This is a genomic window from Pararhizobium mangrovi, assembly GCF_006516965.1.
Lineage (GTDB): Bacteria > Pseudomonadota > Alphaproteobacteria > Rhizobiales > Rhizobiaceae > Pararhizobium_B > Pararhizobium_B mangrovi.
Map to the genome: position 1 here is coordinate 136,059 of NZ_VHLH01000001.1, position 25,234 is coordinate 161,292.

The 25,234-nt window shown below is 65.6% G+C and carries 20 protein-coding genes; 10 read left to right on the top strand and 10 right to left on the bottom strand.

What is annotated here, in order from left to right; all coding sequences use genetic code 11:
- Positions 1-144: 144 nt before the first annotated feature.
- Positions 145-1,263 (bottom strand): HWE histidine kinase domain-containing protein, encoded by a 1,119-nt coding sequence (locus tag FJU11_RS00715; RefSeq protein ID WP_141165084.1) that lies wholly within the window; start codon positions 1,261-1,263, stop codon positions 145-147.
- 541 nt (positions 1,264-1,804) lie between these two features.
- Between FJU11_RS00715 and FJU11_RS18225 the strand changes: the two genes are divergently transcribed.
- The 3 genes from FJU11_RS18225 to FJU11_RS00725 are packed head-to-tail and all read left to right on the top strand — an operon-like array spanning position 1,805 to position 6,227.
- Complete coding sequence (locus FJU11_RS18225) at positions 1,805-3,439, top strand: hypothetical protein (RefSeq protein WP_181407985.1); 1,635 nt, start codon at positions 1,805-1,807, stop codon at positions 3,437-3,439.
- The gene (locus FJU11_RS00720) at positions 3,436-4,410 is read left to right on the top strand and encodes a lysylphosphatidylglycerol synthase transmembrane domain-containing protein (protein ID WP_181407986.1); all 975 of its coding nucleotides are present in this window, start codon (positions 3,436-3,438) and stop codon (positions 4,408-4,410) included. The genes FJU11_RS18225 and FJU11_RS00720 overlap by 4 nt, the downstream gene beginning before the upstream one ends.
- Positions 4,407-6,227 carry a hypothetical protein gene (locus tag FJU11_RS00725; protein ID WP_141165086.1) on the top strand — a complete coding sequence of 607 codons (1,821 nt, stop codon included), beginning with the start codon at positions 4,407-4,409 and terminating at the stop codon, positions 6,225-6,227. The genes FJU11_RS00720 and FJU11_RS00725 overlap by 4 nt, the downstream gene beginning before the upstream one ends.
- A gap of 48 nt (positions 6,228-6,275) precedes the next feature.
- Here FJU11_RS00725 and FJU11_RS00730 read toward each other — a convergent pair whose 3' ends face one another.
- Both FJU11_RS00730 and FJU11_RS00735 read right to left on the bottom strand, forming a co-directional pair.
- Positions 6,276-7,532 (bottom strand): extracellular catalytic domain type 1 short-chain-length polyhydroxyalkanoate depolymerase, encoded by a 1,257-nt coding sequence (locus FJU11_RS00730; RefSeq protein ID WP_141165087.1) that lies wholly within the window; start codon positions 7,530-7,532, stop codon positions 6,276-6,278.
- A 25-nt stretch (positions 7,533-7,557) separates the two neighbouring features.
- Positions 7,558-7,977, bottom strand: a complete 420-nt coding sequence (locus tag FJU11_RS00735; protein ID WP_141165088.1) for a CopG family transcriptional regulator — start codon at positions 7,975-7,977, stop codon at positions 7,558-7,560.
- Between the two features lie 277 nt (positions 7,978-8,254).
- On the opposite strand from FJU11_RS00735, the gene FJU11_RS00740 reads away from it, so the two are divergent.
- Positions 8,255-8,455, top strand: coding sequence for a hypothetical protein (locus FJU11_RS00740; protein WP_141165089.1), 201 nt, complete (start codon positions 8,255-8,257; stop codon positions 8,453-8,455).
- Positions 8,456-8,651: 196 nt separating this feature from the next.
- On the opposite strand, the gene FJU11_RS00745 is transcribed toward FJU11_RS00740, so the two are convergent.
- A complete protein-coding gene (locus tag FJU11_RS00745) occupies positions 8,652-9,893 on the bottom strand; it encodes a hypothetical protein (protein WP_141165090.1) in 1,242 nt (413 codons plus the stop codon).
- A 157-nt stretch (positions 9,894-10,050) separates the two neighbouring features.
- Positions 10,051-10,758 carry a DUF1134 domain-containing protein gene (locus FJU11_RS00750; protein WP_141165091.1) on the bottom strand — a complete coding sequence of 236 codons (708 nt, stop codon included), beginning with the start codon at positions 10,756-10,758 and terminating at the stop codon, positions 10,051-10,053.
- Between the two features lie 216 nt (positions 10,759-10,974).
- On the opposite strand from FJU11_RS00750, the gene chpT reads away from it, so the two are divergent.
- Both chpT and FJU11_RS00760 read left to right on the top strand, forming a co-directional pair.
- On the top strand, positions 10,975-11,631 hold the full coding sequence (gene chpT, locus FJU11_RS00755) for a histidine phosphotransferase ChpT (protein WP_141165092.1): 657 nt from the start codon (positions 10,975-10,977) through the stop codon (positions 11,629-11,631).
- A 329-nt stretch (positions 11,632-11,960) separates the two neighbouring features.
- Positions 11,961-12,323 (top strand): response regulator, encoded by a 363-nt coding sequence (locus tag FJU11_RS00760; protein WP_141165093.1) that lies wholly within the window; start codon positions 11,961-11,963, stop codon positions 12,321-12,323.
- Positions 12,324-12,463: 140 nt separating this feature from the next.
- Here the strand turns inward: FJU11_RS00760 and ctrA are convergent, their stop codons facing one another.
- Complete coding sequence (gene ctrA, locus FJU11_RS00765) at positions 12,464-13,165, bottom strand: response regulator transcription factor CtrA (RefSeq protein ID WP_141165094.1); 702 nt, start codon at positions 13,163-13,165, stop codon at positions 12,464-12,466.
- Positions 13,166-13,606: 441 nt separating this feature from the next.
- On the opposite strand from ctrA, the gene FJU11_RS00770 reads away from it, so the two are divergent.
- Complete coding sequence (locus tag FJU11_RS00770; RefSeq protein ID WP_141165095.1) at positions 13,607-13,963, top strand: flagellar export protein FliJ; 357 nt, start codon at positions 13,607-13,609, stop codon at positions 13,961-13,963.
- A 227-nt stretch (positions 13,964-14,190) separates the two neighbouring features.
- Here FJU11_RS00770 and sciP read toward each other — a convergent pair whose 3' ends face one another.
- On the bottom strand, positions 14,191-14,466 hold the full coding sequence (gene sciP, locus FJU11_RS00775) for a CtrA inhibitor SciP (RefSeq protein WP_141165096.1): 276 nt from the start codon (positions 14,464-14,466) through the stop codon (positions 14,191-14,193).
- A gap of 248 nt (positions 14,467-14,714) precedes the next feature.
- Here sciP and mnmA point away from each other — a divergent pair, with 248 nt between their 5' ends.
- On the top strand, positions 14,715-15,920 hold the full coding sequence (gene mnmA, locus FJU11_RS00780) for a tRNA 2-thiouridine(34) synthase MnmA (RefSeq protein WP_181407987.1): 1,206 nt from the start codon (positions 14,715-14,717) through the stop codon (positions 15,918-15,920).
- Positions 15,921-15,941: 21 nt separating this feature from the next.
- Here mnmA and FJU11_RS00785 read toward each other — a convergent pair whose 3' ends face one another.
- The 3 genes from FJU11_RS00785 to FJU11_RS00795 all read right to left on the bottom strand — a co-directional run bounded on the left by FJU11_RS00785 (position 15,942) and on the right by FJU11_RS00795 (position 19,487).
- Entirely contained in the window at positions 15,942-16,913 is a 972-nt protein-coding gene (locus FJU11_RS00785; RefSeq protein ID WP_141165097.1) for a Gfo/Idh/MocA family protein, read from the bottom strand.
- A gap of 163 nt (positions 16,914-17,076) precedes the next feature.
- Entirely contained in the window at positions 17,077-18,123 is a 1,047-nt protein-coding gene (pyrC, locus tag FJU11_RS00790; protein ID WP_141165098.1) for a dihydroorotase, read from the bottom strand.
- A 32-nt stretch (positions 18,124-18,155) separates the two neighbouring features.
- The gene (locus tag FJU11_RS00795) at positions 18,156-19,487 is read right to left on the bottom strand and encodes an amidase (protein WP_141165099.1); all 1,332 of its coding nucleotides are present in this window, start codon (positions 19,485-19,487) and stop codon (positions 18,156-18,158) included.
- Between the two features lie 238 nt (positions 19,488-19,725).
- On the opposite strand from FJU11_RS00795, the gene FJU11_RS00800 reads away from it, so the two are divergent.
- On the top strand, positions 19,726-21,759 hold the full coding sequence (locus FJU11_RS00800; protein WP_210242819.1) for a hypothetical protein: 2,034 nt from the start codon (positions 19,726-19,728) through the stop codon (positions 21,757-21,759).
- An 82-nt stretch (positions 21,760-21,841) separates the two neighbouring features.
- Positions 21,842-25,234 carry a hypothetical protein gene (locus FJU11_RS00805; protein ID WP_141165100.1) on the top strand — a complete coding sequence of 1,131 codons (3,393 nt, stop codon included), beginning with the start codon at positions 21,842-21,844 and terminating at the stop codon, positions 25,232-25,234.

Here is a 25,234-nt window from a genome sequence, read left to right on the forward strand (position 1 = left end):
GATATGGAGTGAATCAAAGCTGATTCTCGCTGTCCAGCGAAATCCTTAGTGATGCATTAACCATAATTGACCGGCGACATTTCGGGGTCGGGCGTCCGCATCTGCGGTCTTCCGCCCGGTACGCGGCCTATCATGCCGTAATGCCTACGGTTTTACCTGTCCGGCGAAAAGGCGGAAACGCACGCCGCCTGCATCGAAATCGAGGCTCGTCTCGCCGTCGAAATATGCGGCGACGATGCGTTCGATGAGCCGCGAGCCGAAGCCGCGTTCGTTCGGCGGAACGACCGGCGGGCCGCCCGTCTCCCGCCATTCGAAGGCGAGCTCCTCTTCGCCGCCGCTCCAGCGAATGTCGACATGGCCATCTTCGACCGAAAGCGCGCCGTATTTCGCCGCGTTCGTGGCGAGCTCGTGCAGGGCCAGCGAAAGGCCGAGCGCCTGGGGCGCGGTCAACTCGATCTGCGGTCCGGCGATCGCGAACCCGCCCTGGCCGGTACGATGGGGCGAAAGGGCGGTCTCGACGACGTCGCCGATCAGGGCCGTGGAGGTGTCCTTCGTCGTCAGGATATCCTGCGCGCGAGCCATCGCGCCGAGGCGGGCGGAGATCGCCTCGCGCGCCTGCGCGACGTCCTCGCTGCGGCGCAGCGACTGCGTGACGATCGCCTGCACCATGGAAAGCGTATTCTTCATTCGGTGCGACATCTCGCGCACGAGCTGGTTCTGCCGGTCCTGCGCAGCGCGAAGGGCCTCCGTCGCCCGTCGTTCCTCACCGAGAACGCGGCGCAGCTCGATCTGGGTCATCACCTGGCGCGCGAGCGTGCGAAGCGCATTGACCTGACGGTCGTCGAGCGTACGCGGGGCATGGTCGAGCACGCACAGCGTGCCGATCGGAATACCGTCCGGCGTTCGCAGAAGCGCACCGGCGTAGAAGCGAAGGCCGCCCGCGTCATGGACGAGCGCGTTGCCGTCGAAGCGCGAATCCTTGGTGGCGTCCGGGACGATCAGCATTTCCTCGACGAGCATGGCGTGCCGGCAGAACGAGGTCTCGAGCGGCGAGGACCGCACGCCGAGCCCGACCTCCGCCTTGAAGAACTGGCGATCGGTGTCGACGAGGTTCACCACCGCGATCGGCGTCCCGCAGACATCGGCGGCAAGCCGGGCGAGATCGTCGAAATCGTCTTCGCGCGGCGTGTCCAGAAGGTCGTAGGAACGCAAGACTCGCGAGCGCGTTCCCTCGTCGGTCAAGACGATGCCGTCTTCATTCATCGTTTAAACAGACCCCCTTGCGCACGTCCTGCCCCTTGAGTGCTGACCGATGCCATTCGGCCGATCGAACGTCCGAAACCCTTTTCCAAGGCTCGAACGGGCGATCGTTTCTGCCCCGATCCCCCGAATACCAGATATTTGCCCGTTTCCGCCATGCCCGAGCGCAAAATCCGCTCTTAGCTGCGATGTCGAGCAGCGATGCGCTCGTCATACGCACATCGGTAAAACGACCCATTGGGGAGAGGAAGGCGTATTCTACGAGCGAGTTCAAGGTCAACGATTGTCAAGTCCGCCGATCTGCGGGTAGGTGAAGCTGTCGCCCTCGATCGGCAAATGCCGTCAACCGCAAACTGGACCGCTCCCGAATGCTCGCCCGCCAGATCCGTCCTCGGACGGGGAGAAAGCCGAACCCCCGGCGTTCCGCCGCACACCGTTATGCCCGGCATCCCGGAAGGACCAAAGTGCGGAGATCGAATGTCGAATGACCGGAAATGAACGGGGTGCGGCCGGCGAACCTTCGATGGCCCAGAAAGTCGGCGGAATGAAAACCGAAGCGATGCGCGAAGGGATCGCCAAGGCCGTACTCGCCGAAATCCCGAAGCTGCTCACGCTTCTCGACCGCACGCCCGTGAGCGCGACCTATGGCTGCTTCGATCGTGCCTACTGGCACTATCGCATTCTCGATTTCCCTTGCGGCATGTCGCAGGAATTCGTCCTGCCGCTCGCCCTCGTCTGGTCCATGCCGGACATACCGGGCAACCCCTACTACCGCGATCCAGTGCTGCGCGACGAAGTGATGGCCGCCATCGATTATGCGGCCCGTTCGGCCCATGCGGACGGTTCGTGCGACGACTACTACCCCTTCGAGCGTGCCGCCGGCGCCGCCGCCTTCTCCCTTTTCGCCATTCTCGGTGCGCTGGAGGCGATGGAGATCGCGCCGGAGCCGCAGGTCGCAGCCTTCCTGAAGCGTCGCGCCCGCTGGCTTGCGACCCACCGCGAGAGCGGCCGGCTTTCCAACCACGAAGCGCTCATCGTTTCGTGCCTGGCGCAGATGCACGCACGTTTTCCGAACGAAGGGTTCGAGGAGGCGATGCGCACACGGCTCGAACGCCTCGTCTCCTGGCAGCACGAGGAAGGCTGGTTCGACGAATATGGCGGCGCCGATCTCGGCTACCTTTCGCTGACGATCGGTCTGCTTTCCGATCTCGACCGGCGCCGGCCCGACCTCGATCTGCGGCCGGCGATCCGTCGCGCGGTGGATTTCCTGGCCCATTTCGTTCATCCGGACGGCACCGTCGGCGGCGAATATTCGAGCCGTTCGACACTGAACTTCTTCCCGCACGGCTTCGAAATTGCCGGTGCCTGGTATCCTGCTGCCCTGAAGGTGAACGACCTCGCCCTTCGCCCGCTCGTAGAGGGCAGGGCGCCGTGCTATTCCGACGACCACATCATCGGTCATCATCTCTGGTCTTGGCTCCTCACGCTGAAGGCGCTGCGCCACGATCGCTTCGAGGAAGGCGAACCCGAATACGCCTCGGTGGAGGACGGCCGGCGCGTCTTCGAAGGGTGCAGCCTGTTCGTCGAGCGCGCGGACGGCGACATGCTCGTCGCAGCCCTTTCCCGCGGTGGCGTGCTCAAGGCGTTTTGCGACGGCGCGCTCGTCGCGAGCGATACGGGCGTCACGCTTCGAGACCGTGCGGCCGGCAAGGCGGCCGTTTGCAGTCTGCCGGGTTCGGATTACCGCGTGGAGGACCACCGAATCGTCGTTTCCGGCGAGATGAGCTGGGGCAAGGAGGCCCGACTGACGCCGGTCAAGAACGTGATCCTGCGCATTCTGATGCTGGGTTTCGGCCGGTTCTTCCCCGATCTCGTCCGCCGCCTCCTGCAAAAGGTGCTCGTTACCGGCAAAAAGGCCGCTCCCTATGCATTCGAGCGGCATCTTGTGCGTGAGGCGGACGAATGGCGTGTCGAGGATCGCATTACCAGTCATAAGGGATGGGGCGACGTCGATCGCATCGGGATCTCCTCGCACCAGACCGCGATGACGACGATCATGGCGCGCGTCTACGCACCGAGCCAGCGCGTCGCGTTCTTCGACCTCACGGAAAGGCTCGAAGCCCTCGGCGACGACGAAACGCTGGTCGTCTCGCGTCCCTTGACGGCGGAGGCATCGTGAAGAAGCTCATCGGATTGGTGGTCAGTGCGTGCATCCTCGCCGTGCTCTACGCCTTCGTCGATATCGACGGGATCGTGCGGGCCGCGCGCAGCGCCGACCCCGTCTGGCTCGCCTTCGGGATCGCCTGGGTCGTGCCGCTTGCGCTGCTTACCGCCTGGCGGTTCACGCTGCTCGTGGTCGACGGCATCGGTTTTCTCGAAGCGAACCGGCTGATCCTCGCCGCAAGCACGTTGAACATGGTTCTTCCCTCCAAGCTCGGCGATCTTGCCAAGAGCGAGGTGCTGGTGCGCCGCCACGGGTTCCGCCCGGGCGTCGCCTTCGCCATCGTCGTGCTCGAAAAGATGCTCGACATGATGTCGCTCCTGGTTTGGGGCGTGCTCGGTCTGATCGAGGTCGGGACGGATCATCCGGCGATGCTCGTCTTCCTCGTGCCGGTCGGCGGGCTCTGTCTCCTGCTTCTCCTCGTCATTTTGCCGTTGTCCTTCATGCCATTCCTTCTTGCCACGTTCGGCCGGTGGATGCCGACGCGCCTGAGGCGGCTCGTCACGGGCTTCGAGGCCGGCTGGCGCGAGGCCTCGGCATGGTTCTGGCACCGGCCGCGCCGTGCCATCGCGACGATCGCGCTCTCGCTCGGCATATGGGCGGGCCATCTCTTCCAGTTCTGGCTGTTCGCGCACGCCCTGCATGCGCACGTGCCGCTTCTGAAGAACGCGGCCTTCGCCACGCTTTCCATCCTCGTCGGCCTGCTGCCGTTCACCTTCGCCGGTATTGGCACCCGCGACGCGGCGCTGGTCTTCTTCTACGCCGGTTACCTGACCCCGGCTGCCGCAGCGCTCCTCGGCATTCTCGCGACGTTGCGCTACGTCATTCCAGCCGTCGCCGGCGCCCCGTTCATCGCGGAACTCTCCGGCATCGCGCAGTTGCGCCGCTTTCGCTCCGCCGGCAAAACCGGGGAAGGAAACCTTCCGTGACGGTATCGGCGGGCGGGGCCTCCCGGCTCGACCGTGCCGCAAGTTTCGTCGCCGGACGGCTCGCTCGCCGCGACGAGGATCGCTTCTGGCTGGGCCTCACCCTTGCTGCCGGCATCGTCTCGTGCGTCGTCTTCCTAGTCGCAGCATTCGCCTCGCACGGTATCGTCGAGGACGATGCGCGCATGTTCCTGTCGTGGATGGGCCGGTGGGACGATCCGGGCCTTCTGAACGGCGATCTCATGGCGGACTTCTGGTCCTCGGTCAGTCCATGGGCGTTTCGTGCCGTCTACCGGGCGGCATGGTGGCTCGGGATCGAACCCCTGGTCTTCGCCCGCATCCTGCCGGCGCTCCTCTTTCCGCCCACCGCGTGGCTGGCCTACCGTTTCGTACGTGCGATCGGCGCCGAGCCGATCATCGGGTTCGCAGCCGCCGTCACGGTCCTGCACTTTTGCGTTCGCCATTCGGTTTCGCCGACACCGCGCATCTTCTGGCCGTTGCTTTTTCTCTCCGTGCTGGATGGCCTTGCGCGGGGTCGCATCCTGCAGACCGGCGTGGCGCAGTTCTTCCTCGCGGCGACCTATCCGCAAGTCGCGCTCACCACGAGCGGTGTCGTCGGACTCAGCCTGTTCACGCCGTGGCGGCGTCCGATGTTCGATTTCAGCCGACTCCGGATCGCAATCGTTGGTTTCGCCGCGTTATGCACCGTCGCCGGTGTCGCGCCGTTCATCCTTCACAGCGACGCGTTCGGTCCGACGGCGACACTTGCCGACGCGAAGGACATGCCGGTCTTTTCCGCAACCGGGCGCGACAACGTCCTGACGCCGGCCGGCAGGGTGGATGTCGTGTGCGGCGATCGTGCCGGTCTGTTCAGCGGGGCAAGGGCAGGGATCGTCGGCAGCGACTGCACGGGACCTGCCGATCCGAAACTGATCTGGTTGATCGGCACCGTTCTCCTCGGCCCCGTCGTGCTCTTCCTGCGTATGTTCGCCCGCATGCGCGACCCGTCCGAAGAAGCCCGGCCGGCGACGTCGCAAACGGGGCGTCTCGCCTCGGCGTTGCCGATTTACATCGTCGTCAGCGCCCTGGTCGGCGGTTCGATCGCCGCCATGGTGCTCTTCGAACTGCATCTTCCGAGCCGCTATACGCGCCCGTTCCTCATCCTGCCCGGTCTCGTCACCTGGCCGCTGGCGTTCGAATGGCTCCGCGATATCGCCGGGCCGCGCATTGTGCGGGGAACCCGTTCCGGTCGGATAGCGGTCTTCGCTACCGGTTGCGCGATGCTGCTTTTCGCCTTCGTCTTCGTTTCCGTCGTCAAGCCGTCGCTGCGCGCGCCGCGCGATCCTGCGTTGATCGCCGCCATCCGTGCCCTGCCGAAAGATGCGGTCGTCGGCGGTTTCGTCGGCGACCTCGACTTTTCGCCCGTCCTGACCAAGCGCTCCACACTGTTTAGCCGCGAACTCGCGATCGCCTATCAGCTCGGCTACTTCCGGCACCTGAAGGCACGCATGAACGCCGTCCGCGACATCGTGCTCACGAACGATCCCGTCGTGCTCGCGGACCGGATCCGTTCGCTGGGGCTCGACCGTCTGCTCGTCCACAGCCAGACGCTGAGCAAACCGCAAATCCCCGCCGACTTTCGCGGCTTCTTCGGCAAGAACCTTACCGAGCGGGAACGCCGGGCAGGCGAAAGCGGGCCGAGTGCGCTTTCCCGCTATGCCGCGGCCTGTGAAAAAGGCCGCTACCGTGATGTCCTCGTTCTGGACGCCGCCTGTCTCGTCGATCGCTCGAATGGAGACCGAAACGCCGGGACGCCGTGATCGGTATGGGGTGGGAAGGCCGATCACGGCGAGTGGCGTTCGCAGGCCCTATGCCTCGAGGAAGAAGCGAACCATCTCGCGCGAGGCGTCGGGGCCGCGGCCGTCGGTGAAGGAACCGGCGGGGTTGCCGCCCGACCATGCGTGTCCGGCACCGTCCACCAACCAGGATTCGATGCGGACCTTGCCGTTCGCATCGCGAACGCGGCTGCAGCTGGCGGAACGTCCGTTCACCGCGTGTTGCGTCTCTTCCTTCGCCGCATAGTCGGCGCCGGTGGCGGCGGAGACGATATGTGCGGCGTTTACCGGACTGACGGTCGTGTCGCGCGAGCCGTGGAAGACGATGGTGCGTACCGGGTTCGCCGATGCCGTGCGCGGTTTGCCGCCGGAGCGACCGGGCGCCTTGCCCTGCATGGCCGAGAAGGCCGATGCGACGTCGCTCGCCGAGCCAAAGGCAAGCCCGGAGTGCACGCCGATGGCGGCGAAGAGGTCCGAGTAGGTTTCGCCCATGACGGCCGCCATGGCACCGCCGGCCGAAAGGCCCGCGACGAAGGTATGTGCGCGGTCGACGCCGAACTCGGCAGCGACTTCCCGGGTGATGCCGGCGATGACGGCGGGTTCGCCCGCATCGCGCGCCTGGTCGCCGGGGTTGAACCAGTTCCAGCACGAGGAAGCATTCGAGCGGCTGGTCTGTTCGGGGTAGGCGATCACGAGCCCGTATTCTTCTGCGAGCTGGTTCATCTGCGTGCCGAGCGCGAAGTCCTCCGGCGTCTGCCGGCAACCGTGAAGCATGACGACGAGGCCGGCCGCCCGGCCCGAAAGCGCGGCCGGCACGTAAAGCCGGTAGGTGCGCGTGCCGGCTGGGCAATCGAAGCTGCGGGCATGGAACGCGGCGCCATCGGGCAAGTCGGGCTCGGTGCGCCGCGCGGCGCCCGGCAGGCCGGAAAAGGCTGCGCGGAGCTTCGCGCTCGCGGCGAGACCGTCGACCGTTTCCTTGAGCGGCCGTCTCGCACGGGATGCCTTCGCGGCGTTCGCCCCGGCAAAACCGTCCGGCCTGCCGCCGGTCTCTTTTGGCTTCGCCGTGTACGCACGACGCATCGGCTCGTGCGCATCGTGTTCGATCGTCTTCAAATGATCCGCGCTCGGTCCTTGCGGATGCCGAGCGGGCGGATCGCGATCGTTCGCCGGTGCGGCGCTCGCAGTCTGTCCGGCGAGAGCGCGGCGGATGGTTTCGGTTGCAGCGGCAGGATCCTGTGCACGCACGTGGTCGAGCGCCTGCCGCATGGCGGCGTTGAAGGAAGATGACATCGGAGGGGTCCTTGAATGGATCGGTTTAACGGATACGGCCTGAAAGTGCTTTCCTGACTTCGGCGCTTGCCTGCAGCGATCCGAGTACGGTGATGGACGCGATGGTCGCTTCGGCCAGCGTCGGCGGAACGTCGCCGGCGATACGCGCCAGGCCCACGACCTTGATGTGCAGCCGTTCGCCGGCGTCGCGAACCGCTTCGAGATCGGCACGCGTGTATTCGCGCAGCCCGAGCTCCATGGTGTGTCGGTCGAGCGTCCGGTTGACCGTTTCCTCGTGGTTGGCGAGCTGGTTCCGGATTGCGGTGCGGATGAAGTCGCTTCGATTGGCGTAGAAGCCTTCGTTCACGAGAAGATCGATGCGCCCGAGGTCCACCGGGCCGAGATTGATCGTGATCTTCTCGCTTTCGGGAAGGCGGTCACGCTGGCGTACAGGTTCGTTCGACATCATCTTCTCCATCCATGTGGATGGTATATGGAAGGAACGCGCCGAGCGCAAGACGTATTTTGCTGCACCTGCGAAAGGGCGTCTGAACGGTAGAGGTTGCAATGGTCCCCGTGCGCCCTACTTTGGAGGGGATCGATCTTGTCGCGGATGATTGTTTCGGCGTTTCCCGCCCCTTCCTTCTTCAAAATCGATGCCAGAGCGGCGGCTCCGAATTGGCCGCCGCACCCGATCTCGGCCGGCGGTTTCAGCTTTCCGGTCGATGCAAGGAGGAAGTGGAATGTCGAGCAAGGCATCGCCGCCGACGTCCGGCGCGCGCAAGGAAGCAAAGACCGCGACCACCGATCGCATTTCCCGGGAAATCATGGACCGGGAGGACGCCGCGCGGATCGAAAAGACGCGCCGTCTACGCGATGCGCGGATCGAAGCGCAGGCCAACGAACCGGAACCACCGGCCAAGCAGCGCAAACGCAGCCGCTAGCGCGGTTCCCCGCCGGACTGGTCCAGTCCGGCATCGCAAACGATGCACGAGGCGAACGGATAGAGCGCCGTACCCGATTCGATCGGATCGAAATGTGCTTCGACACCGCGTCGGCTGCTTCGAACGCGCTACCGATCCATTCTTCGTTTCGGGAGCGGTGATCCGCGAGGCCGCCTCGGTGTGTGACGGCCGTCTCTCAGCCCTCTTCCTCGCTGCGTTCCGCGATGCGGCGGCGCATGTGTTCGGCAAGGCTCGGATGCGTGGTCGCATCCTGAGCATCCGGGCGCGTCAGAATGCCGTGGATGGGTGATGCCGCACCTTCGCGGCGCGCGGTCAGGTCGACCATCATCGCTGCGATTTCGGCGATCTCTTCGCGCAGTTGCTGGTCGTCTTCGCCCTGTCGCTCGCGGCCGAGGGCGTCGACGAGGGCGGCATGGCGCTTGCGCAGGCGTTCAACCCGGTGGCCGATCGCGGCCCCGGTCGCGGTTCGATCCATCGTCCGCTCCGATCTGCCGCCCATCAGGTCGCCGACGGCCCGTTCGGCGCGCATCAGCGTCTGCTCGATGGTTTCGGTCCGTTCGATATCCGAGGGCTTTTCGGGTGAAAGATCGACGGCCGCGGAGATTTCCTCGCGCGATTCATCCATTTGATCTGTCGTAGCGGTCGCAGGCGAACGCCTGTCGTCGTTTTGCCTGCGTTCGAGCGCCGCCTCGCGGTCCGAAAGCTCGGCGATACGGCTGGCGAGCCGGCCGTCGAGCGAGCGCGGCCTGTCGACCTGTTCGTCGGGCCGTTCTTGCGTTTCGCCTTCGCGCTCGGTCTGCGGGTGCGCTTCGGTTTCCGTACGCCGAAGATCGTCGCGCAACCGCTGTCGGTCGGTGCGCAGGCTGTCGATCTGGCTGCGCATCGTCTCGATGCGAGTGTCGCGCGTGGCGATCTCGATGCGCATTTCCTCGATCCGTGCGCTGAGATTGCCGAGCTGGGTGACGAGCGTGTCGATGCGCCGCGCCTTGGCCTCGCCGTCGTGGCGGGCCTCGGTGACATCGTTTTCCATGCTCGCCCCGTGCTCCTGCTCCTGCCCGAGCTCGGCGGAAATGCGCGCGCCGGCATCGACGAGTTCGCCGATCCGACCATCGAGTTCGCGCAGCTGGCGACGCGCCTTTGCGAACTCGTCCTTCAGGCGGGCGTGTTCGCCGGCAGTCGTCTCGCGGCGGCGTCGCTCTTCGGCGAGCATCACCGAGAGGCGCCGGTTTTCACCCGCATAACGGGCGCGCGCTGCGTCCTTTTCGGCGCGCACCTCGGAATCCGTCAGCGCGATCGTGTCGCGCATGCGCCGCTCGGTGAGCACCACCACCCGCCGATGGAGAATCGGCGAGATGAGCAGCGCGAGGAGCGCCGCAGCGAAAAAGCCGAGAGCGAAGACAAGGCCATACTGGATCACGCGCGCACCATCGTCGGGCTCTTGCCCCCATGCCTGTTCAGCCCCTTCGGGGGCTCATAAATCACAGCCTGCCACGGTGCGGCAAGCGTCGCCGCCCACGGGCGCCACACGGCGTGCGGGAGTTACGGCCCGCGCGCCGGGACGACGGAGCAATTGCTCAGAACGGATTCCAGGTCGGCGTCGGCGTTACCTTCAGGTAGCCGACATTGATGCCCAGATGCGCGCCGACACCGGTGCGGATCGGCACCATGATGACGCGGTCGTGGGCGAGCACGTTCATGCCGAGGCCTGCGACGAGATAGGCCGATCCGCTGACGCCGGCGAAGCGGCCGAAGACGCTGTTGACGGCAGGCAGGTTGTAGACGAGCACCATGATGCGCGAGCCGGAGCCGCCGTAGTCCACGCCGACATGCGGTCCCTGCCAGAACAGCGTGCGCGAGCCGGCGTTCTTGGTGTAGAGCTCGCCTTCGCCGTAGGTCAGGCCGCCGATGAAGGCACCGGATGCTTCCTGGCCGAGAATGTAGCCGTTCGGCTGGCCGTAGCGATCGAATGCGCGCTCCAGAAGCTTGGCGAGCCCCTGCGAGGTGCGGCCGAAGAAGGTGTTGCCGGCGTCGACGATTTCCTGTGGCGAATATTCGCCCGTCGGCGCCTGGCCGTCATAGGTGCCTTGGCCATCATAGGAGCCCTGGCTGCCGTAGGCGCCCTGATTGGCATAGCCCCCGGCCGGCGCGCCGGATCCGGCGTTCTGCGAGCCGAAATTGACCGGCTCCTGGGCGTTTGCGGGTGCGGCGGCGGAACACGCAAGCGCCAGCGTGGCGAAAGCGGCGATCGATGTCGATCTGAACGCTGAACAAGTCAGTCTCATCGGTGACCTCCGACAAAGCCGTCTCCCGCATCATGCGGGGGATCGACCCCGATATTGCCGGCAGCGCCTTAATAGGCGGTTTACCACGGATCGTGTCAGTATGCGTCAGGCGAATCGGGTATCCGCCCGCTCGCGCCGTCGCGCATGGCACACGCATGTACCGATCGCGTCCGCGCGCGCCCGCACCGCAACGAACGTCTCGCGAAGGAAGAGGCCATGCCGCTCAATGCCAATCTCACCCTCAAGGGGGCGGATCTGGCCGCACTCCTGTGCAGCCGGGTGTGCCACGACATCATCTCGCCGGTCGGCGCCATCAACAACGGCCTCGAACTGCTCGAAGAGGGCGGCACGGACGAAGAAGCGCTGGAACTCGTCCGTTCGAGCGCCCATAACGCTTCCGTCCGGCTGAAATTCGCCCGGCTCGCCTTCGGCGCGTCCGGCTCGGCCGGTGCCTCGATCGACACGGGCGAGGCGGAGACCGTCGTGCGCGACTTCGTCGGCGCCGATCGCAAGACGGAGGTGAGCTGGAGCGGACCGCGCGCCATCGTCCCCAAGAATCGCGTCAAGCTGCTCCTCAACCTCTTCCTCGTCGCTTACGGGTCCATTCCGCGCGGCGGCACGATCGATATCGAGATCGAGGACCCCGAGACGGATCCCCGTTTCCGTCTGACGGCCAGCGGGCGCATGTGCCGCGTGCCGCCGAAGTTCAGCGAGATCCTCTCCGGCGAGCTCGAAGAGGATGTCGACGCCCACGCGGTCCAGCCTTATTACACGGTGCTGCTTGCCGAAGAGAGCGGCATGACGATCCTCGTGGAGCCGGGCGAGGGCGAGATCGTCCTGAAGGCGGAGATGGCGGAGGCCACGAGCGCTTGAGCGCTCTCAAGCCGGACTGATCCAGTCCGGCGTCGTGGACGATGCGCAGAACGGGACGCTTCAGCAGGGTTCCGAACGGAACCCGTGCCGATCGATGCCACGCGCGGTGACGATGCTTCCCGATCGGGTCGCGGGATGCGTCCGAACGACCCGACCGGATCGCCGTCGGGCTATCCGCGACCGGCGTCGCAACGCTCCGGCGACTACCGCGAACCCTTCGTTAAACCTGTTCGCTTACGAAATCTTGAGCCCGACGATGCATGCTCATTCCGCAGAACGGGCCGTGACCTGAAGGTCGCCAGCGAGAAGCCTGTCATACGGAGGCTGTTATGCAGCGTATGCTGATCGTCGACGATTCCGCCGTCATCCGCAAGGTTGGCAAGCGCATCCTGAACGGAATGGGGTTCCTCGTCGCCGAGGCGAGTTCGTCGTCGACGACCCTCGACCTGTGCGCAAGACGTCTGCCGGATGCGATCATCCTCGACGCTGGAATGGAAGACGCCGTCGAGACGATCACGCGCGTTCGCGCCATGAAAGGCGGCGAGGGCGTGCGCATCTACTATTGCCTGGTGAAGGCCGACCTCAAGCACATGATGGCCGGGCGACGCGCCGGCGCGGACGATTTTCTCGTCAAGCCGTTCGACCGGGACAGCCTGGCCGAAGCCTTCGGCCGCTACGTCGAGGCGGCCTGATCGCCGCACCGTCGAAGCGGCCCGATCGCTGCTCTGTCGAAGCGGCCCGATCGCCGCGGCGAACTGCGAAGCGTCCTGAAAATTTTCGGAAATCGGAGTGAGGCCGCGCCGGTGGCGCAGCCTGGAAGCGGCGCCCGACGTCAGGCGCTCGCGAGGACCTGCGTCTCTTCGGGTTCGCGCAGCACGTAGCCACGGCCCCAAACGGTCTCGATGTAGTTCTTGCCGCCGGCAGCGGTCGCGAGCTTCTTGCGAAGCTTGCAGATGAACACGTCGATGATCTTCAGTTCCGGCTCGTCCATGCCGCCGTAGAGATGGTTGAGGAACATCTCCTTGGTCAGCGTCGTCCCCTTGCGCAGCGAAAGGAGTTCCAGCATCTGGTACTCCTTGCCCGTCAGATGCACCCGCTGCGAGCCGACCTCGACGGTCTTCGCATCGAGATTGACGACCAGATCACCGGTCGTGATGACCGACTGGGCGTGCCCCTTGGAGCGGCGGACGATCGCATGGATGCGGGCGACGAGCTCGTCCTTGTGGAAGGGCTTCGTCATGTAATCGTCGGCGCCAAAGCCGAGCCCGCGCACCTTGTCCTCGATCCCGGCCATGCCGGAGAGGATGAGAATGGGCGTCTTGACCTTCGCGACCCGGAGCGTACGCAGCACCTCGTAGCCGGAGACGTCCGGCAGGTTGAGGTCCAGCATGATCAGGTCGTAGTCGTAAAGCTTTCCGAGATCGACGCCCTCTTCGCCCAGATCCGTCGTGTAGACGTTGAAGCTTTCGGATTTGAGCATCAACTCGATGCTCTGCGCCGTGGCGCCGTCGTCCTCGATGAGTAGAACACGCATAATCTTCCCCTTTTCCGCCGCCCGAAAGAGCTCGGCCCCCTTACGCGAAACGGATCCAGTCGTTGCCTGAACACGAGGCTGCCACCCAATGGTTAACAAATCCTCATCTTGCTGTGCAAGCTTTCCGCGACTCTTAAAATTCGGTATCAGAACACTGATTTTTCATAGGAATCTTTTGCTCTGAAATTTCAACCAGTACTTCAACCGAGAGCTTCAGAGGACTCTTTCGACTCGCGGAATCCAGCATGCCGATCCGGCCGTTCGCATTTACCGGGCCTTAAACGATGCCCGCTATGATTAACGATGCCCGTAAACGAAGGGTTACCGCGCGCAGCCTAGACGTGCATCGGCTCGCGGTACGGGTATCGAACGTCGGCAAGGGCGGCCATTCCGGCCGACGCGAACGGCGAGGGGTTTTCGCTCAGTGGGGAGTATTGCGTCATGAAATCACGGGAAAGCCTTGTTCGGCTCAAGGCGTTCCAGGTCGGCGAGAAGCGACGACAGCTCGATCAGATACAAACGATGATGAACGAGTTCGAGCGCATGGCCGCGGAGCTGGAAAGCCAGATTGCAAGCGAAGAGAAGAGGGCGGGCATTTCCGACGTCAACCATTTCGCCTACCCGACCTTCGCCAAGGCGGCCCGCCAGCGTGCCGACAATCTTCAGGGTTCGATCCACGAGCTGAAGATCCAGCTCGACGCGGCCGAAATCGCACTCGAGGAGTCCGAGGCGGAACACGCACGGGCAGCCGCACTCGAGGAACGCGACCATACGCCAAGGGCGAGCCGCGCCGGCTGACGAACGTCATCGTTCGCAAGCCGCGTCACTGCGGCAATCGAGATGGCCCCGAAACGGAAACACCCGGCACGGGAGACCGTGCCGGGTGTTTCCATGAGAACTGCAATTTCCAGAACGGATCGATTTGTAAGAACTGATGAAAGCTTGAGCGCAGTGGAACGCCGATACCGAGATCGGGCGTGACTAACGGCGGTATATCCTGCCGCTAATGGCGGTATCCCCAGCCGCTAATGGCGGTATTGCTGGATACGCGTGGTGCGCAAGCCGGCCAGGCCGTGGTCGTTGATCGACGACTGCCACGAAAGGAATTCTTCCACGGTCAGCGTATAGCGATCGCAGGCCTCTTCGAGGCTGAGCAACCCGCCGCGCACCGCCGCCACGACTTCCGCCTTCCGCCGGATCACCCAGCGGCGCGTATTGGCCGGCGGAAGATCGGCGATCGTCAGCGGACTTCCGTCCGGGCCGATGACGTATTTGACACGCGGGCGAACCATTTCGGTCATGCGAAACTCTCTACACACTGATGACCTTGCAGCTTCGAACGCTAGTCCTTGTGGCTTAAAATTTGGCTAAATGGCTCGTATCAATTTGTTAAGCATTTGAATTGGCTGCGGAACGACTATTAACTCCGACTTAAGTGATCGCGCCGATCTTGCCGCGCCGCGCGAATGCCGGTATAGGCGGGCCGCCGCAGGCGACGCGGACGAGAATGCCGTCGCCGTTTGCTTCGCGAATGCAGGGCCGGTCTCCCGTGAATACGCTCGACATCGACAGAAAGCCCGAGGATACGCGCGTCGTCGTGGCCATGTCCGGCGGCGTCGATTCGTCCGTCGCCGCAGGTCTTCTCAAGCGTCAGGGATACGACGTCGTCGGCGTCACGCTGCAGCTCTACGACCATGGCGAGAGCGTCCATCGCGCCGGTTCGTGCTGTGCCGGCCAGGATATCGACGATGCTCGCCGCGCGGCCGAAACGCTCGGCATTCCGCATTACGTGCTCGACTACGAGCGACGCTTTCGCGAGGCGGTGATCGATCCCTTCGTGGCAAGCTACGCGGCCGGCGAAACGCCGATCCCGTGCGTTTCGTGCAACCAGACGGTGAAGTTCGCCGATCTCCTCGCGACCGCGCGGGAACTCGGAGCGGATGCACTGGCGACGGGCCATTACATCCGCTCTCGGGCCGAGCCGCTCGAAGGCGCGCCGGCCCGGCGCGTGCTTCTGCGTCCGGCCGACGCCGCGCGCGACCAGAGTTATTTCCTCTTCGCCACCACGCAGGAACAGCTCGACTATCTTCGCTTTCCCCTCGGCGACCTCGCGAAGGCCGAAACCCGGGCGCTGGCCGCCGAAATGGGGCTCGCCATTGCCGAAAAGCCGGACAGCCAGGATATCTGCTTCGTGCCGCAGGGCCGTTACAGCGATGTCGTGACCAGGCTTCGCCCGGATGCGGCGTTCGGCGGCGAGATCGTTCATCTGGACGGAGGCGTGCTCGGGCGTCATGAGGGGGTCTTGAACTTCACCGTCGGCCAGCGTCGCGGGCTCGGCGTGGCGGCAGGCGAGCCGCTCTACGTCGTCCACCTCGATGCGCGTTCGCGTCGCGTGGTCGTCGGCCCCCGAGAGGCGCTGGCGACGGAACGGGTGATCCTGCGCGAGACGAACTGGCTCGGCGATCGCCCGCTCGCGACCCTCGAAAAGCGGCCGCTCGCCTGTTACGCGAAGGTGCGCTCCACGAGCCCGGCTCGTCCCGTGCATCTGTCCGTGAGGGAAGACGGCGCGGCATGCGTCGCGTTCGACGATGGCGAACGCGGTATCGCCCCCGGCCAGGCCTGCGTGCTCTACGATGGCGAAGGGCAGGGCGCGCGCGTGCTTGGCGGCGGCATCATCCGTGCCACCGAGCGCAACGCGGACGCCGAGGCGAAGCTTCGCGCCGTGCTTGCGATGCCGGAAGGGGCGGCGGCGTAGGCCGGGCCCTAGCCTGCCGGTTTACTCGACGCTGCGTTCGTGCCGCACCGTGCCGGCTTCCAGAATGCGAATGACGGCAAGGCCGTCCTCGATCGGCGTGCGCGGGCGTTCGCCCGTCTCGATGCATGCGATGAAATGTTCGAGTTCGCGCGTCAGCGGCATGTGTTCGGCGGTCGCCACATAACGCGGCTCGTGTGTTTCCGATCGCCAGCCACTCGCATCCCTGAAGATATCGTGTTCGTAGACCGCGAGCTTCTGCGCCCAGGGCGCGACGTCGTCGTAGACGGCCATTGCCCTGGAGCCAACGACGGTCAACCGGCGCTCGCGATAGGGGTTGAGCCGCGCCGTGAAGACGTGTGCCCGTAAATCGCCCGGAAAGGCGAGATGCAGGTGCGCGAAGTCGCTCAAATGCTCGAGCACCGCCGTGCCCTCGCCATGCACGCTGATCGGCTCGCTGCCCGAAAGCGCGAGGATCAGCGAGAGGTCGTGCGGTGCGATGTCCCACAGCGCATCGTTTTCGGGATGGAAGCGTCCGAGCCCGACACGGTGCGAGTGGATGTAGCCGAGCGTACCGAGCTCTCCGCGCTCGACCATCGCCTGAAGGGCTTCGAAGGCCGGATGGTAGCGCAGGATATGGCCCGTCATGGCGACGATGCCGGCCTTTCGTGCCGCATCGACGATGCGCTCGGCATCGTCCACCGAAAGCGCGATCGGCTTTTCGACGAGCACGTGCTTGCCCGCGGCAATCGCCGCACCGGCGCTTTCGGCCTGATGGTGGGGGGGCAGGGCGATGACGATCGCGTCGATCGCGGGATCGGCGAAGAGCATCTCCGGATCGAGTGCGCGTACCTGGTAGGTTTCGGCGAACTCGGCCGCCCGGTCGCGATTGCGATCGCTGACGGCGGCGAGCGCGCCGAGGCCGGCGAGCGTGCGAACGTGGTTGCGACCCCACTGGCCGCAGCCGAGAACGGCGATGCGCGGCGGCTTACTCATGAAACCTCGCTTCCCGCCGATGCGACGGCTTTCCGTGGTCCGGCTCGCGGCGATCGCCGCTCCGGATCATCCCGAAAGGCTCTAGCCCCGCGCCGGATGCCGCGCAATACACGCCGGATGCGACCTTCCTTCACGCAGGTTCGCCGCGTAAGCGGTTCCTCTGTTACGAGGACGCGGCGACGCGCCAATGGAGCGGCACCTGCGGGTCGAAGACGGTCAGCGGTCCGTCGTCGGTGTGCAACGGTGCCGGCAGGGGCAGCGCGTCATCGCTGCGTTCGAGGGTGAAGCGGTCCTCGTTCGCCGGCAGGCCGTAGAAGGCCGGGCCGTTCAGCGAGGCGAAGGCTTCTAGGCGATCGAGGGCGCCTTCCGCCTCGAACACTTCCGCAAGGCACGATAGCGCCACCGGTGCGGTGAAGATGCCCGCGCAGCCGCATGCGCATTCCTTGCGCGGATCGACGTGCGGCGCGGAATCGGTCCCAAGGAAGAAGCGCGTCTCGCCCGATGTGGCGGCCGCGACGAGTGCGAGCCGGTGCAACTCGCGCTTGGCGATCGGCAGGCAGTAGTAGTGCGGACGGATCCCGCCCGAAAACAGCGCGTTCCGGTTGATCATCAGATGGTGGACGGTGATCGTCGCGGCGACGGTCTCGTCGGCCTCGCGGGCATAGGCGACGCCGTCGGCCGTCGTGATGTGCTCCATGACGATCTTCAGCTCGGGCAGCCGCGCGTGAATCGGTGCCAGCACGCGTTCGATGAAGACGGCCTCCCGGTCGAAGATGTCGATGGCGGGATCGGTCACCTCGCCGTGGACACACAACGGCATGCCGATCTTCGCCATGCGCTCGAGGACGGGCTGGACCCGCTCGATGTCACGCACGCCACTCTGCGAGTTCGTGGTCGCACCTGCCGGATAGAGCTTTACGGCGGTGGCGAGGCCGTCGGTGAAGGCTGCCTCGACATCGTCGGGATTGGTCTCCTCGGTGAGGTAGAGCGTCATCAGCGGCGTAAAGGCATGGCCTTCCGGCAGCGCGCGCAGAATGCGTTCGCGGTAGGCCGAAGCCTCGGCGCCGCTCACGATCGGCGGCACGAGGTTCGGCATGACGATGGCGCGCGCGAAATGCAGGCTCGTCGCCGGCAGCACCGCCTCGAGAACTGCCCCGTCGCGCAGGTGCAGGTGCCAATCGTCCGGACGTCGAATTTCAAGGCGGGTCACGCGGTCGTCTCCGTTGAAAGAATGCGGGGCCGCTAGGCGAGCATGGTGGCAAGCGCGCGCTCGGCGGCGGCGGCAATGGCGAGGATCGACCAGTCCGCACCGGCCGTGCCGGCGATCATCAACCCCGTCGGCAGCGCGCCGGGCTCGTGCATCGGCACGCTCGCCGCGCAGCAGTCGAGAAAGTTGAAGATCGAGGGATTGCGCAGCATCAGCGCGTTGGTCCGGTCGAAATCGGCCTCGCAGGCGGCGATCGTCGGCGCCACCGTCGGCACGGTCGGTGCCAGCAAACCGTCGTATTCGCAAAGGCCCGCGGCGAAAGAGGCGATCGCATGCGCACGCCGCTCGTGCGCTTCGCGCCGTTCGTCGGCGGAAAAGTCGCGCGCGCCGAGGATGCGTCGCAGAACCCGAGGGTCACCGTGTTCGGCAAGCGTATCGAGCCGCGCCTGGTGAACGTCCATCGCGTCGCTCGAAACGATCGCCCGGCTCGAGCGGCCCGCTTCGTGCACTTCCTCCGCTTCGAAATCGACGAGTTCGGCACCGGCCGCTTCCAGCGCGGAGAGCGCATGCGCGAAATCCGCCGCCACCGCCGTGTCGAGATCGTCGGTGACGGTCGTTCGCAGCACGGCGAAGCGCGTGCCGGAAAGATCGGTTCGTGCGGGCCCGTCCGGCTCGCTCTGCGAGAGCACGGCATGAAGGGCCGCGCAGTCGGCGACGCTCGGCGCCAGCGGGCCGATGCTGTCGCAACTGGGCGAAAGGGGAAACGTGCCGTCGAGCGGAACCGCCGCCTGGGTCGGCTTGAATCCAGCAAGCCCGTTCAAAGCCGCGGGAATGCGCACGGAACCGCCGGTATCCGAACCCAGCGCGGCGTCGGCCAGCTTGAGCGCCACGGCCACCGCGCCGCCGGAAGTCGAGCCGCCGGGAATGCGCGATGGATCGAACCCATTGCCCGGCGTGCCGTAATGCGGGTTGAGCCCGACGCCGGAATAGGCGAATTCCGAAAGGTTCGTCCGGCCGAAGGCGATCGCACCGGCTCGTTTCAGGCGAGAGACGGCGGTTGAATCCTCGCTCGCCGCCGACTTTCCGGCAAGGACGATCGAGCCGGCCGTCGTCGTCTCGCCCGCCTCGTCGAAGAGGTCCTTGATCGCGACGGTGAGCCCTGCGAGCGGCGCTCGTACCAACGCCGCGTCGCGGTCGACGGTTTCGGCAGCGGCCACGATGCGCGCCGCGTCGAAGCGCGTGAAGATTGCCGCGGCGCGCTCGGCGTCGAGCGCCTCGACACGAGCGATCATCGCGCTCGCATGGTCCACGGCGCGAAAGCGGATGCGGCCGCCTTCGCCGCGACGCAAGGGGGATCGGTCGTGCATGTTCGCCTTCTCGCCAGCGGATGAAACCTCTCGGGGTTACCTAGCACACCATCGCGGCGGGGTCTGCGCAAGCCTTCGGCAATCCCCGCGAAAGACCGTCGAGACGGGCAAATCAAAAACATGACCCTTGCACTCAATTTTCACTTGCGGCTCGTTTGGGCCCGGTGCTAGCTCTTGCGCCATAGACGGGGTGGCGCCTCGCCTCGGCTCGGACGAACGTTTTGCAGGGAGACACTTCATGCCTCGCCACCTCGCAACCGCTCTGCTCGGCTGCTCGGCCCTCATCGCCACAGCACCGGCCTTCGCGCAGGATGCCACCGTAAAGGTGACGGACAAGACGTTCGACACCGGCGCATCGCAGTTTGCCTACACCGAATACGAGCTTTCCGGAGAGCCGCTCGCCGAAGGGCTCGGCCTCAATCTCGACGTGCTCGATCCCGACCAGGCCGACAAGCCGGACGCGTTCGACTTCGCCGCCGGCATCGACTCCTACGAGTATTCCGAGGAAGCGATGTATGCGGTGAACTACCAGTCCAAGATGGGGCCGCACCTCGCCAACGGGCCGGTCAACGCCAAGGCCGGCGGCACGTTGCAGGACCTCGGAAAGCGCGTCATCCATCTTGCCGATTCGGTCGGCTTCGCGCCGGACGAACTGCCGCAGAACTTCTATCCGATCACCTTCCCCGTCGCGCATGCGATGCCGGAATTCGGCCAGAAGGTGGACGTCTCGGCGGTCAGCAGCGAGAAGCTCGACATCCTCACCCACACGGGCGATGAGAAGTCGATCGACGCCGTAACGCCAGCCTATTTCCGCGACTACGGCACGCTCGGCTGGAAGGCCAGCGGAATGGACGACACCTTCACGCCCGTTGCCGTCGGCGGCGAGATGCTGAAGGACGTCATGTGGGCGCAGGACTTCCTCGGCGGCATGCACGTTCAGTCGAGCGATGCCGAGGTCGACGACATATCGTCGAGCGACATGGACCACGACGGCAAGCACAAGCTCGGCGTTTCGGCTGCCGACGGCGTCAACGGCATGCTTCTGACCGAGATCAGCTGGGACCGGCTGCTCATGCTGCGCAATCGTTTCGGCTACGACGGCGAGAGCCTCGGCGCGCGTATCTCGCCCGATTACGACGCCACGAAGGATCCGGTCTGGTTCCCGGCCAAGGTCGCGGTCGACTTCACCCAGAAGAACGGGGTGAAGGCGCTCGGCGACCTCAAGGTGGAAGACGGCGCCTCCACGCTTCGCGCCAGCTGGATGATGCTCTGGCCGCTCGCCGAGCTCTACGGCTATACCGACCAGCGCACGGCGAACGAGAACCAGAACAAGGCCTTCCTTGCGGTCTTCGACGGCGATCCGTTCCCCGCAGCGCCGGAGGCCAACCGCGCGACGAAGCGAAGCGGCTACGAGCGCGCGGACGATCCGTTCTCCCTCGTCGAGACGCTTTCGAACGTGGTCTTCCAAAACATGAAGACCCTGCATTACGACAAGAAGGACGGCACGCTCGTCGACCGGTGGCCCGATGGCGAGCAGGGCAAGACGGTCACGGCCTTCGATGCGGCCTATTCGCTGGTCGCGCTCGACATCTACCATCGCGCCATCGACGCGCTGCCCGTCGGCTACGCCTCGGCTTCCAGCGGCAAGCCGCTCGATACCGAACAGGGCAAGGAAGCGCTCGACCTCTTGAAGAACGAGGCGGACTTCATCGTCGACAAGCTCGTCGGCGACGACGGTCTCGTGGCGGACAGCTACACGGTGGGAAAGGGCGCCTCCGACAGCCATTCCCTCGGCACGCAGTTCGCCGCAATCCGCGGCCTCGCCGCAGCCTTCGTCGCGACGGACGACACGAAGTACCGCAAGGCCGCACGCGGCATCTACGAGGCCGTGAACAAGACGATGGTCGACGCGGGAAGCGGTCTGTACAACCCGACGCCCGGCAAGCCCTTCACCGTCACGCCCTGGACGGCGGGTGCCGTCAGCGGCGGCCTGCGCGCGCTCCTGCAGACGCTCTACAACCAGGAAGACGAGAACGCGGCGGGCCTCGACCGTGCAGCCCTTGCGCAGCATTACACGACCTGGTTCCACACGGTCGGGCGCGGTATGCAGCTCGCCGAATGGCTGGCCGACACCGGCGAGCACTATGTGAAGGGCGGCAACGGCGACGTGAACCGGAACGGCATCAAGGAATTGACCGCTGCCGGCGGCGAATACGGCACCGCGCCGGTGATGGCCGGCAAGGTGACCGTCGAACCCGCCGCCACCGACTGATCGAAGACGTTTCGCCCGCTGATGCCTTCGCGGTGTCGGCGGGCGACGACGCGGGCCGGTCGAGCGCCGGCAACGGAACGCGATGAGCATCGATGACGCAAGGCGCGGGGCGTTGGCCGCGTGCCCGACGAAGAGGAGATGGAAGGTCTCGCGCCGGCTGGCGAAGCCGGCCGAACTGTCTCTCTATGTCTTGCTCGCGACCGGGCTCCTGCTTTTCGCCCCCTTCGGCCTTTCCTGGGCGGTCGTGCGCTGGGCGCTCGTCGTCCACGTCGTCTCGGCCATCGTCTTCGTCCCCTGCCTCGTCGTTCCCTTCTGGATCAGCCATCGCGGTTTGGTGACGACGACGCGCAAGCGCTTTCTGCGCATCACCGGGCGCATTCTCGAACTCGTCTTCGTGGCGATGTTCGCAAGCGGCGCCTTCCTCCTCTTCGTCGGCTGGAACGGCACCTTCGCGGGCGGGCTCGCGCACGACCTGCACCTGCTGCTCGCCGTGCCGGTCATCCTCGTCGTCGCCGCGCACGCCTGGCGTTTTTCGTTCCTGAAAGCGCTCGTCACCGGCGCGCTCGTCGCCGGCTTCCTCGGCGGCCTTGCGATGCCGGCGGCCTCCGCGCCGAAGCAGGCATCTTCCGCCGTCGAAAGCACGTCGCTGCTGCTCGAAGCCGGCGGAAATACGCTGCTTTCGGCGAATTTCGACGGTGGTTCGGTGAGCCGCGTCGACCGCAGGACGGGAAAGCGTGTGGCCGAGGCGGCCATTGGCGGCGACATCACGGCGCTGACGGTGGATGCAGACGACGGGCTCGTCGCCGCGAGCGACTTTACCGGCAACCGGGTCGTCCTGCTCGACCGCGCATCGCTGAAGGTGGAGCGCACGATCGCGATCGAGGGCCGTCCGGCAGGCATCGTCTACGACGCGCGCAACCGGCTTTTCTGGGTCGCCGCCACGGAAGGCGACCAGCTCTACGCGCTTTCGCCCGACGGCAGGATCGAAGCCGACATGAAGGTCGCCGAGAGCCCGCGCGGTCTGGCCCTGATGCCGGACGGACGCCTTCTCGTCAGCCATTCCATGATCGGCGCGGTCTCGATCTACGATACGACGCGCCTGCCGGCCAAACGCACGAAGCTGATCCGCCTCGGCGTCGAACAGAACACGGACGAGACGGTCTCACAGGGTCTCCCGAGGCGCCTCGATCGCATCGCCGTCAGCCCGGACGGCAAGCAGGCGTGGCTCCCGCACGTCCTGTGGAATTTCGATCACCCCTTCCAGTTCCAGTCGACGGTCTTCCCGGCGATCTCCGTCCTTTCGCTGAAGCCCGGCGCCGAGCACGAGGTGCTTTCGCGGCGCAAGCAGCTCTTCAAGCAGATCAACATCGTCGAGGACGGCCAGCGCACCCGCATCGTCTCCAACCCGGCCGACGTCGCGTTTTCCGCCGATGGCGGCAAGGCTTACGTGACCTTCGCCGGCAGCGAGGATCTCGGCGTCTTCGACCTTTCGCGCGCCCCGCCGATCGACGCCGCGAACGCCAAGGGAACGGCGGGTGCCAAGGCCGTCGAGATCTATCGCCACCTGCCGGGCGAGAACCCACGCGGCCTCGTCGTTTCCGGCGACGACATCTTCGTGCAGAACGCCATGGGCCTCGACCTGTCGAAGCTTTCGACGGGCGGCAGCGGGCCGTTCGCCCGGGTAAAGGTGGCGAAGGCGCATTTCGCGAAGCTCGTCGCCGCCGATCCGCTCGATCCGGACACTCGGCGCGGCGAGCGGCTGTTCGACCTTGCAAACACCGCCGCATTTCCCGACGCGCCGATGGCCGGCGACAACTGGATGAGCTGTTCGAGCTGCCATGTCGACGGCTTCAACTTCACCAACAAGGCGCTCTTCCAGGCGACGCCGGTCGACAAGTTCCATTCCGCCTTCACCGGCCACGGCTCGATCAAGCGCCTCGTCGCCGGCGATTTCATCGGCGACTACATCCGCATGATCAAGAATACGCAGGGCGGCATGGGCCACGACACGCGCTTCGACACGCCGGTGACGGACCCCGCGCATCCCTCCGAAACGGTGAAGGCGATGATGCGCGATCTCCACGCCTACGTCACGTCGAACGGCAATCTGCCGCTTCTCGCCACGTGGCTTCGCGGCAAGGACGGCGGCGCATCCGTCGACGCGAAGGCGTGGACGAACCCGGCTCTGTGCGGCCAGTGCCATTCGAAAATCTTCAAGGACTGGGCGAACTCCATGCACCATGGCATGGCGCAGTCCGACCCTTATTACGCGACGCTCGAGGATCTGGCGGCCAAGGACGAGGGCGAGCCGTTCCGCGCCTGGTGCATGGGCTGCCATGCTCCGCAGCAACTTCTTTCCGGCAAGCGCCGCACGACGGACGAGCCTTCGCGCATGTTCGACACCGACGGAGCGGCACTCGAAGCAAGGCTGAAGGACTATGTCCACGCCACCGACGAAGGGGCCGGCTGCCTCACCTGCCACCGCGTGGAAAAGATCGAGGATTCCGGCCAGCTTTCGGCCGGCAATGCGAGCATCGACCTTTCGCCCGGCGACCGGCCGACCTATCCCGGCGAAAACTCCGATTGGGCGGCACTGCGCGCCTTCGCCCACCGGACCATCCGCGCGCGACCGCAAGAGCATGCGCAGTCCATGCTGAACCACATCGAGGGCGGCAACCCGAAGCTGTGCGCCAGTTGCCACTCCGAGTTCGCGCCGGGCACCGGCGCCTACATCATTTCGACCTACGAGGAATGGGCGCATTCCTCCTTCAACGCGCCCGGCGATCCGGCGCAAAACCGGACCTGCGCGGATTGCCACATGCATGCCGACGTCGACCGCATCGGCGAGAACGTACCCGGGCGGGCGACGGACGGCGGGGCGATGAAGGCGAACGTCGTATCGCACCGCTTCACCGGCGCACAGTACAACATCGTCGGCTTGCGCGATCCGGAAGCGCGCGCGCAATCGATCGCGCTTCTGAAATCCGCGGCACGCCTTTCGCTGCAACCGGGGAAGGCTGGGACCGTCACCATCCGGGTCGCCAACACCGGTACCGGCCACGACTTGCCGGGTGGCATCTCGAACTTCCGGCAGATGTGGCTCGCCTTCAGCGTGAAGGATGCCGCAGGCAGGACGGTTCTCACCTCCGGCGGGGTCGACCAGGACGGCCATGTCGACGAGGGCGCGCGCTTCTTCCACAAGGTGCTCGGTGACGAGAAGGCGCACGACGTCGGCCTGAAGTTCTGGCGCCTCGCGCGCATGGCGGAGGACACGCGCATTCCCGCCGACGGCCATCGCGACGAAACCTATGCCCTGCCGCGCGACGTCGCCTATCCGCTGCACGTCGCGGCGACGCTGCGCTTTCGTACCTTCCCGCGCGAATTGAGCGAAATGGTCAAGAAACGCTATCCCGACCTGCCATTGCCGAAGATCGTCGACATGGCCCATCTCACACGAACGATCGATCGGCCCTGA

Coding starts and splice junctions, on each gene's coding strand:
- chpT (WP_141165092.1), top strand. CDS start 10,975: ATGCCGCTCAATGCCAATCTCACCCTCAAGGGGGCGGATCTGGCCGCA.
- FJU11_RS00760 (WP_141165093.1), top strand. CDS start 11,961: ATGCAGCGTATGCTGATCGTCGACGATTCCGCCGTCATCCGCAAGGTT.
- FJU11_RS00800 (WP_210242819.1), top strand. CDS start 19,726: ATGCCTCGCCACCTCGCAACCGCTCTGCTCGGCTGCTCGGCCCTCATC.
- FJU11_RS00740 (WP_141165089.1), top strand. CDS start 8,255: ATGTCGAGCAAGGCATCGCCGCCGACGTCCGGCGCGCGCAAGGAAGCA.
- ctrA (WP_141165094.1), bottom strand. CDS start 13,165: ATGCGTGTTCTACTCATCGAGGACGACGGCGCCACGGCGCAGAGCATC.
- FJU11_RS00805 (WP_141165100.1), top strand. CDS start 21,842: ATGAGCATCGATGACGCAAGGCGCGGGGCGTTGGCCGCGTGCCCGACG.
- FJU11_RS00795 (WP_141165099.1), bottom strand. CDS start 19,487: ATGCACGACCGATCCCCCTTGCGTCGCGGCGAAGGCGGCCGCATCCGC.
- FJU11_RS00770 (WP_141165095.1), top strand. CDS start 13,607: ATGAAATCACGGGAAAGCCTTGTTCGGCTCAAGGCGTTCCAGGTCGGC.
- sciP (WP_141165096.1), bottom strand. CDS start 14,466: ATGACCGAAATGGTTCGCCCGCGTGTCAAATACGTCATCGGCCCGGAC.
- FJU11_RS00750 (WP_141165091.1), bottom strand. CDS start 10,758: ATGAGACTGACTTGTTCAGCGTTCAGATCGACATCGATCGCCGCTTTC.
- FJU11_RS00715 (WP_141165084.1), bottom strand. CDS start 1,263: ATGAATGAAGACGGCATCGTCTTGACCGACGAGGGAACGCGCTCGCGA.
- FJU11_RS00735 (WP_141165088.1), bottom strand. CDS start 7,977: ATGTCGAACGAACCTGTACGCCAGCGTGACCGCCTTCCCGAAAGCGAG.
- FJU11_RS18225 (WP_181407985.1), top strand. CDS start 1,805: ATGAAAACCGAAGCGATGCGCGAAGGGATCGCCAAGGCCGTACTCGCC.
- FJU11_RS00785 (WP_141165097.1), bottom strand. CDS start 16,913: ATGAGTAAGCCGCCGCGCATCGCCGTTCTCGGCTGCGGCCAGTGGGGT.
- FJU11_RS00730 (WP_141165087.1), bottom strand. CDS start 7,532: ATGTCATCTTCCTTCAACGCCGCCATGCGGCAGGCGCTCGACCACGTG.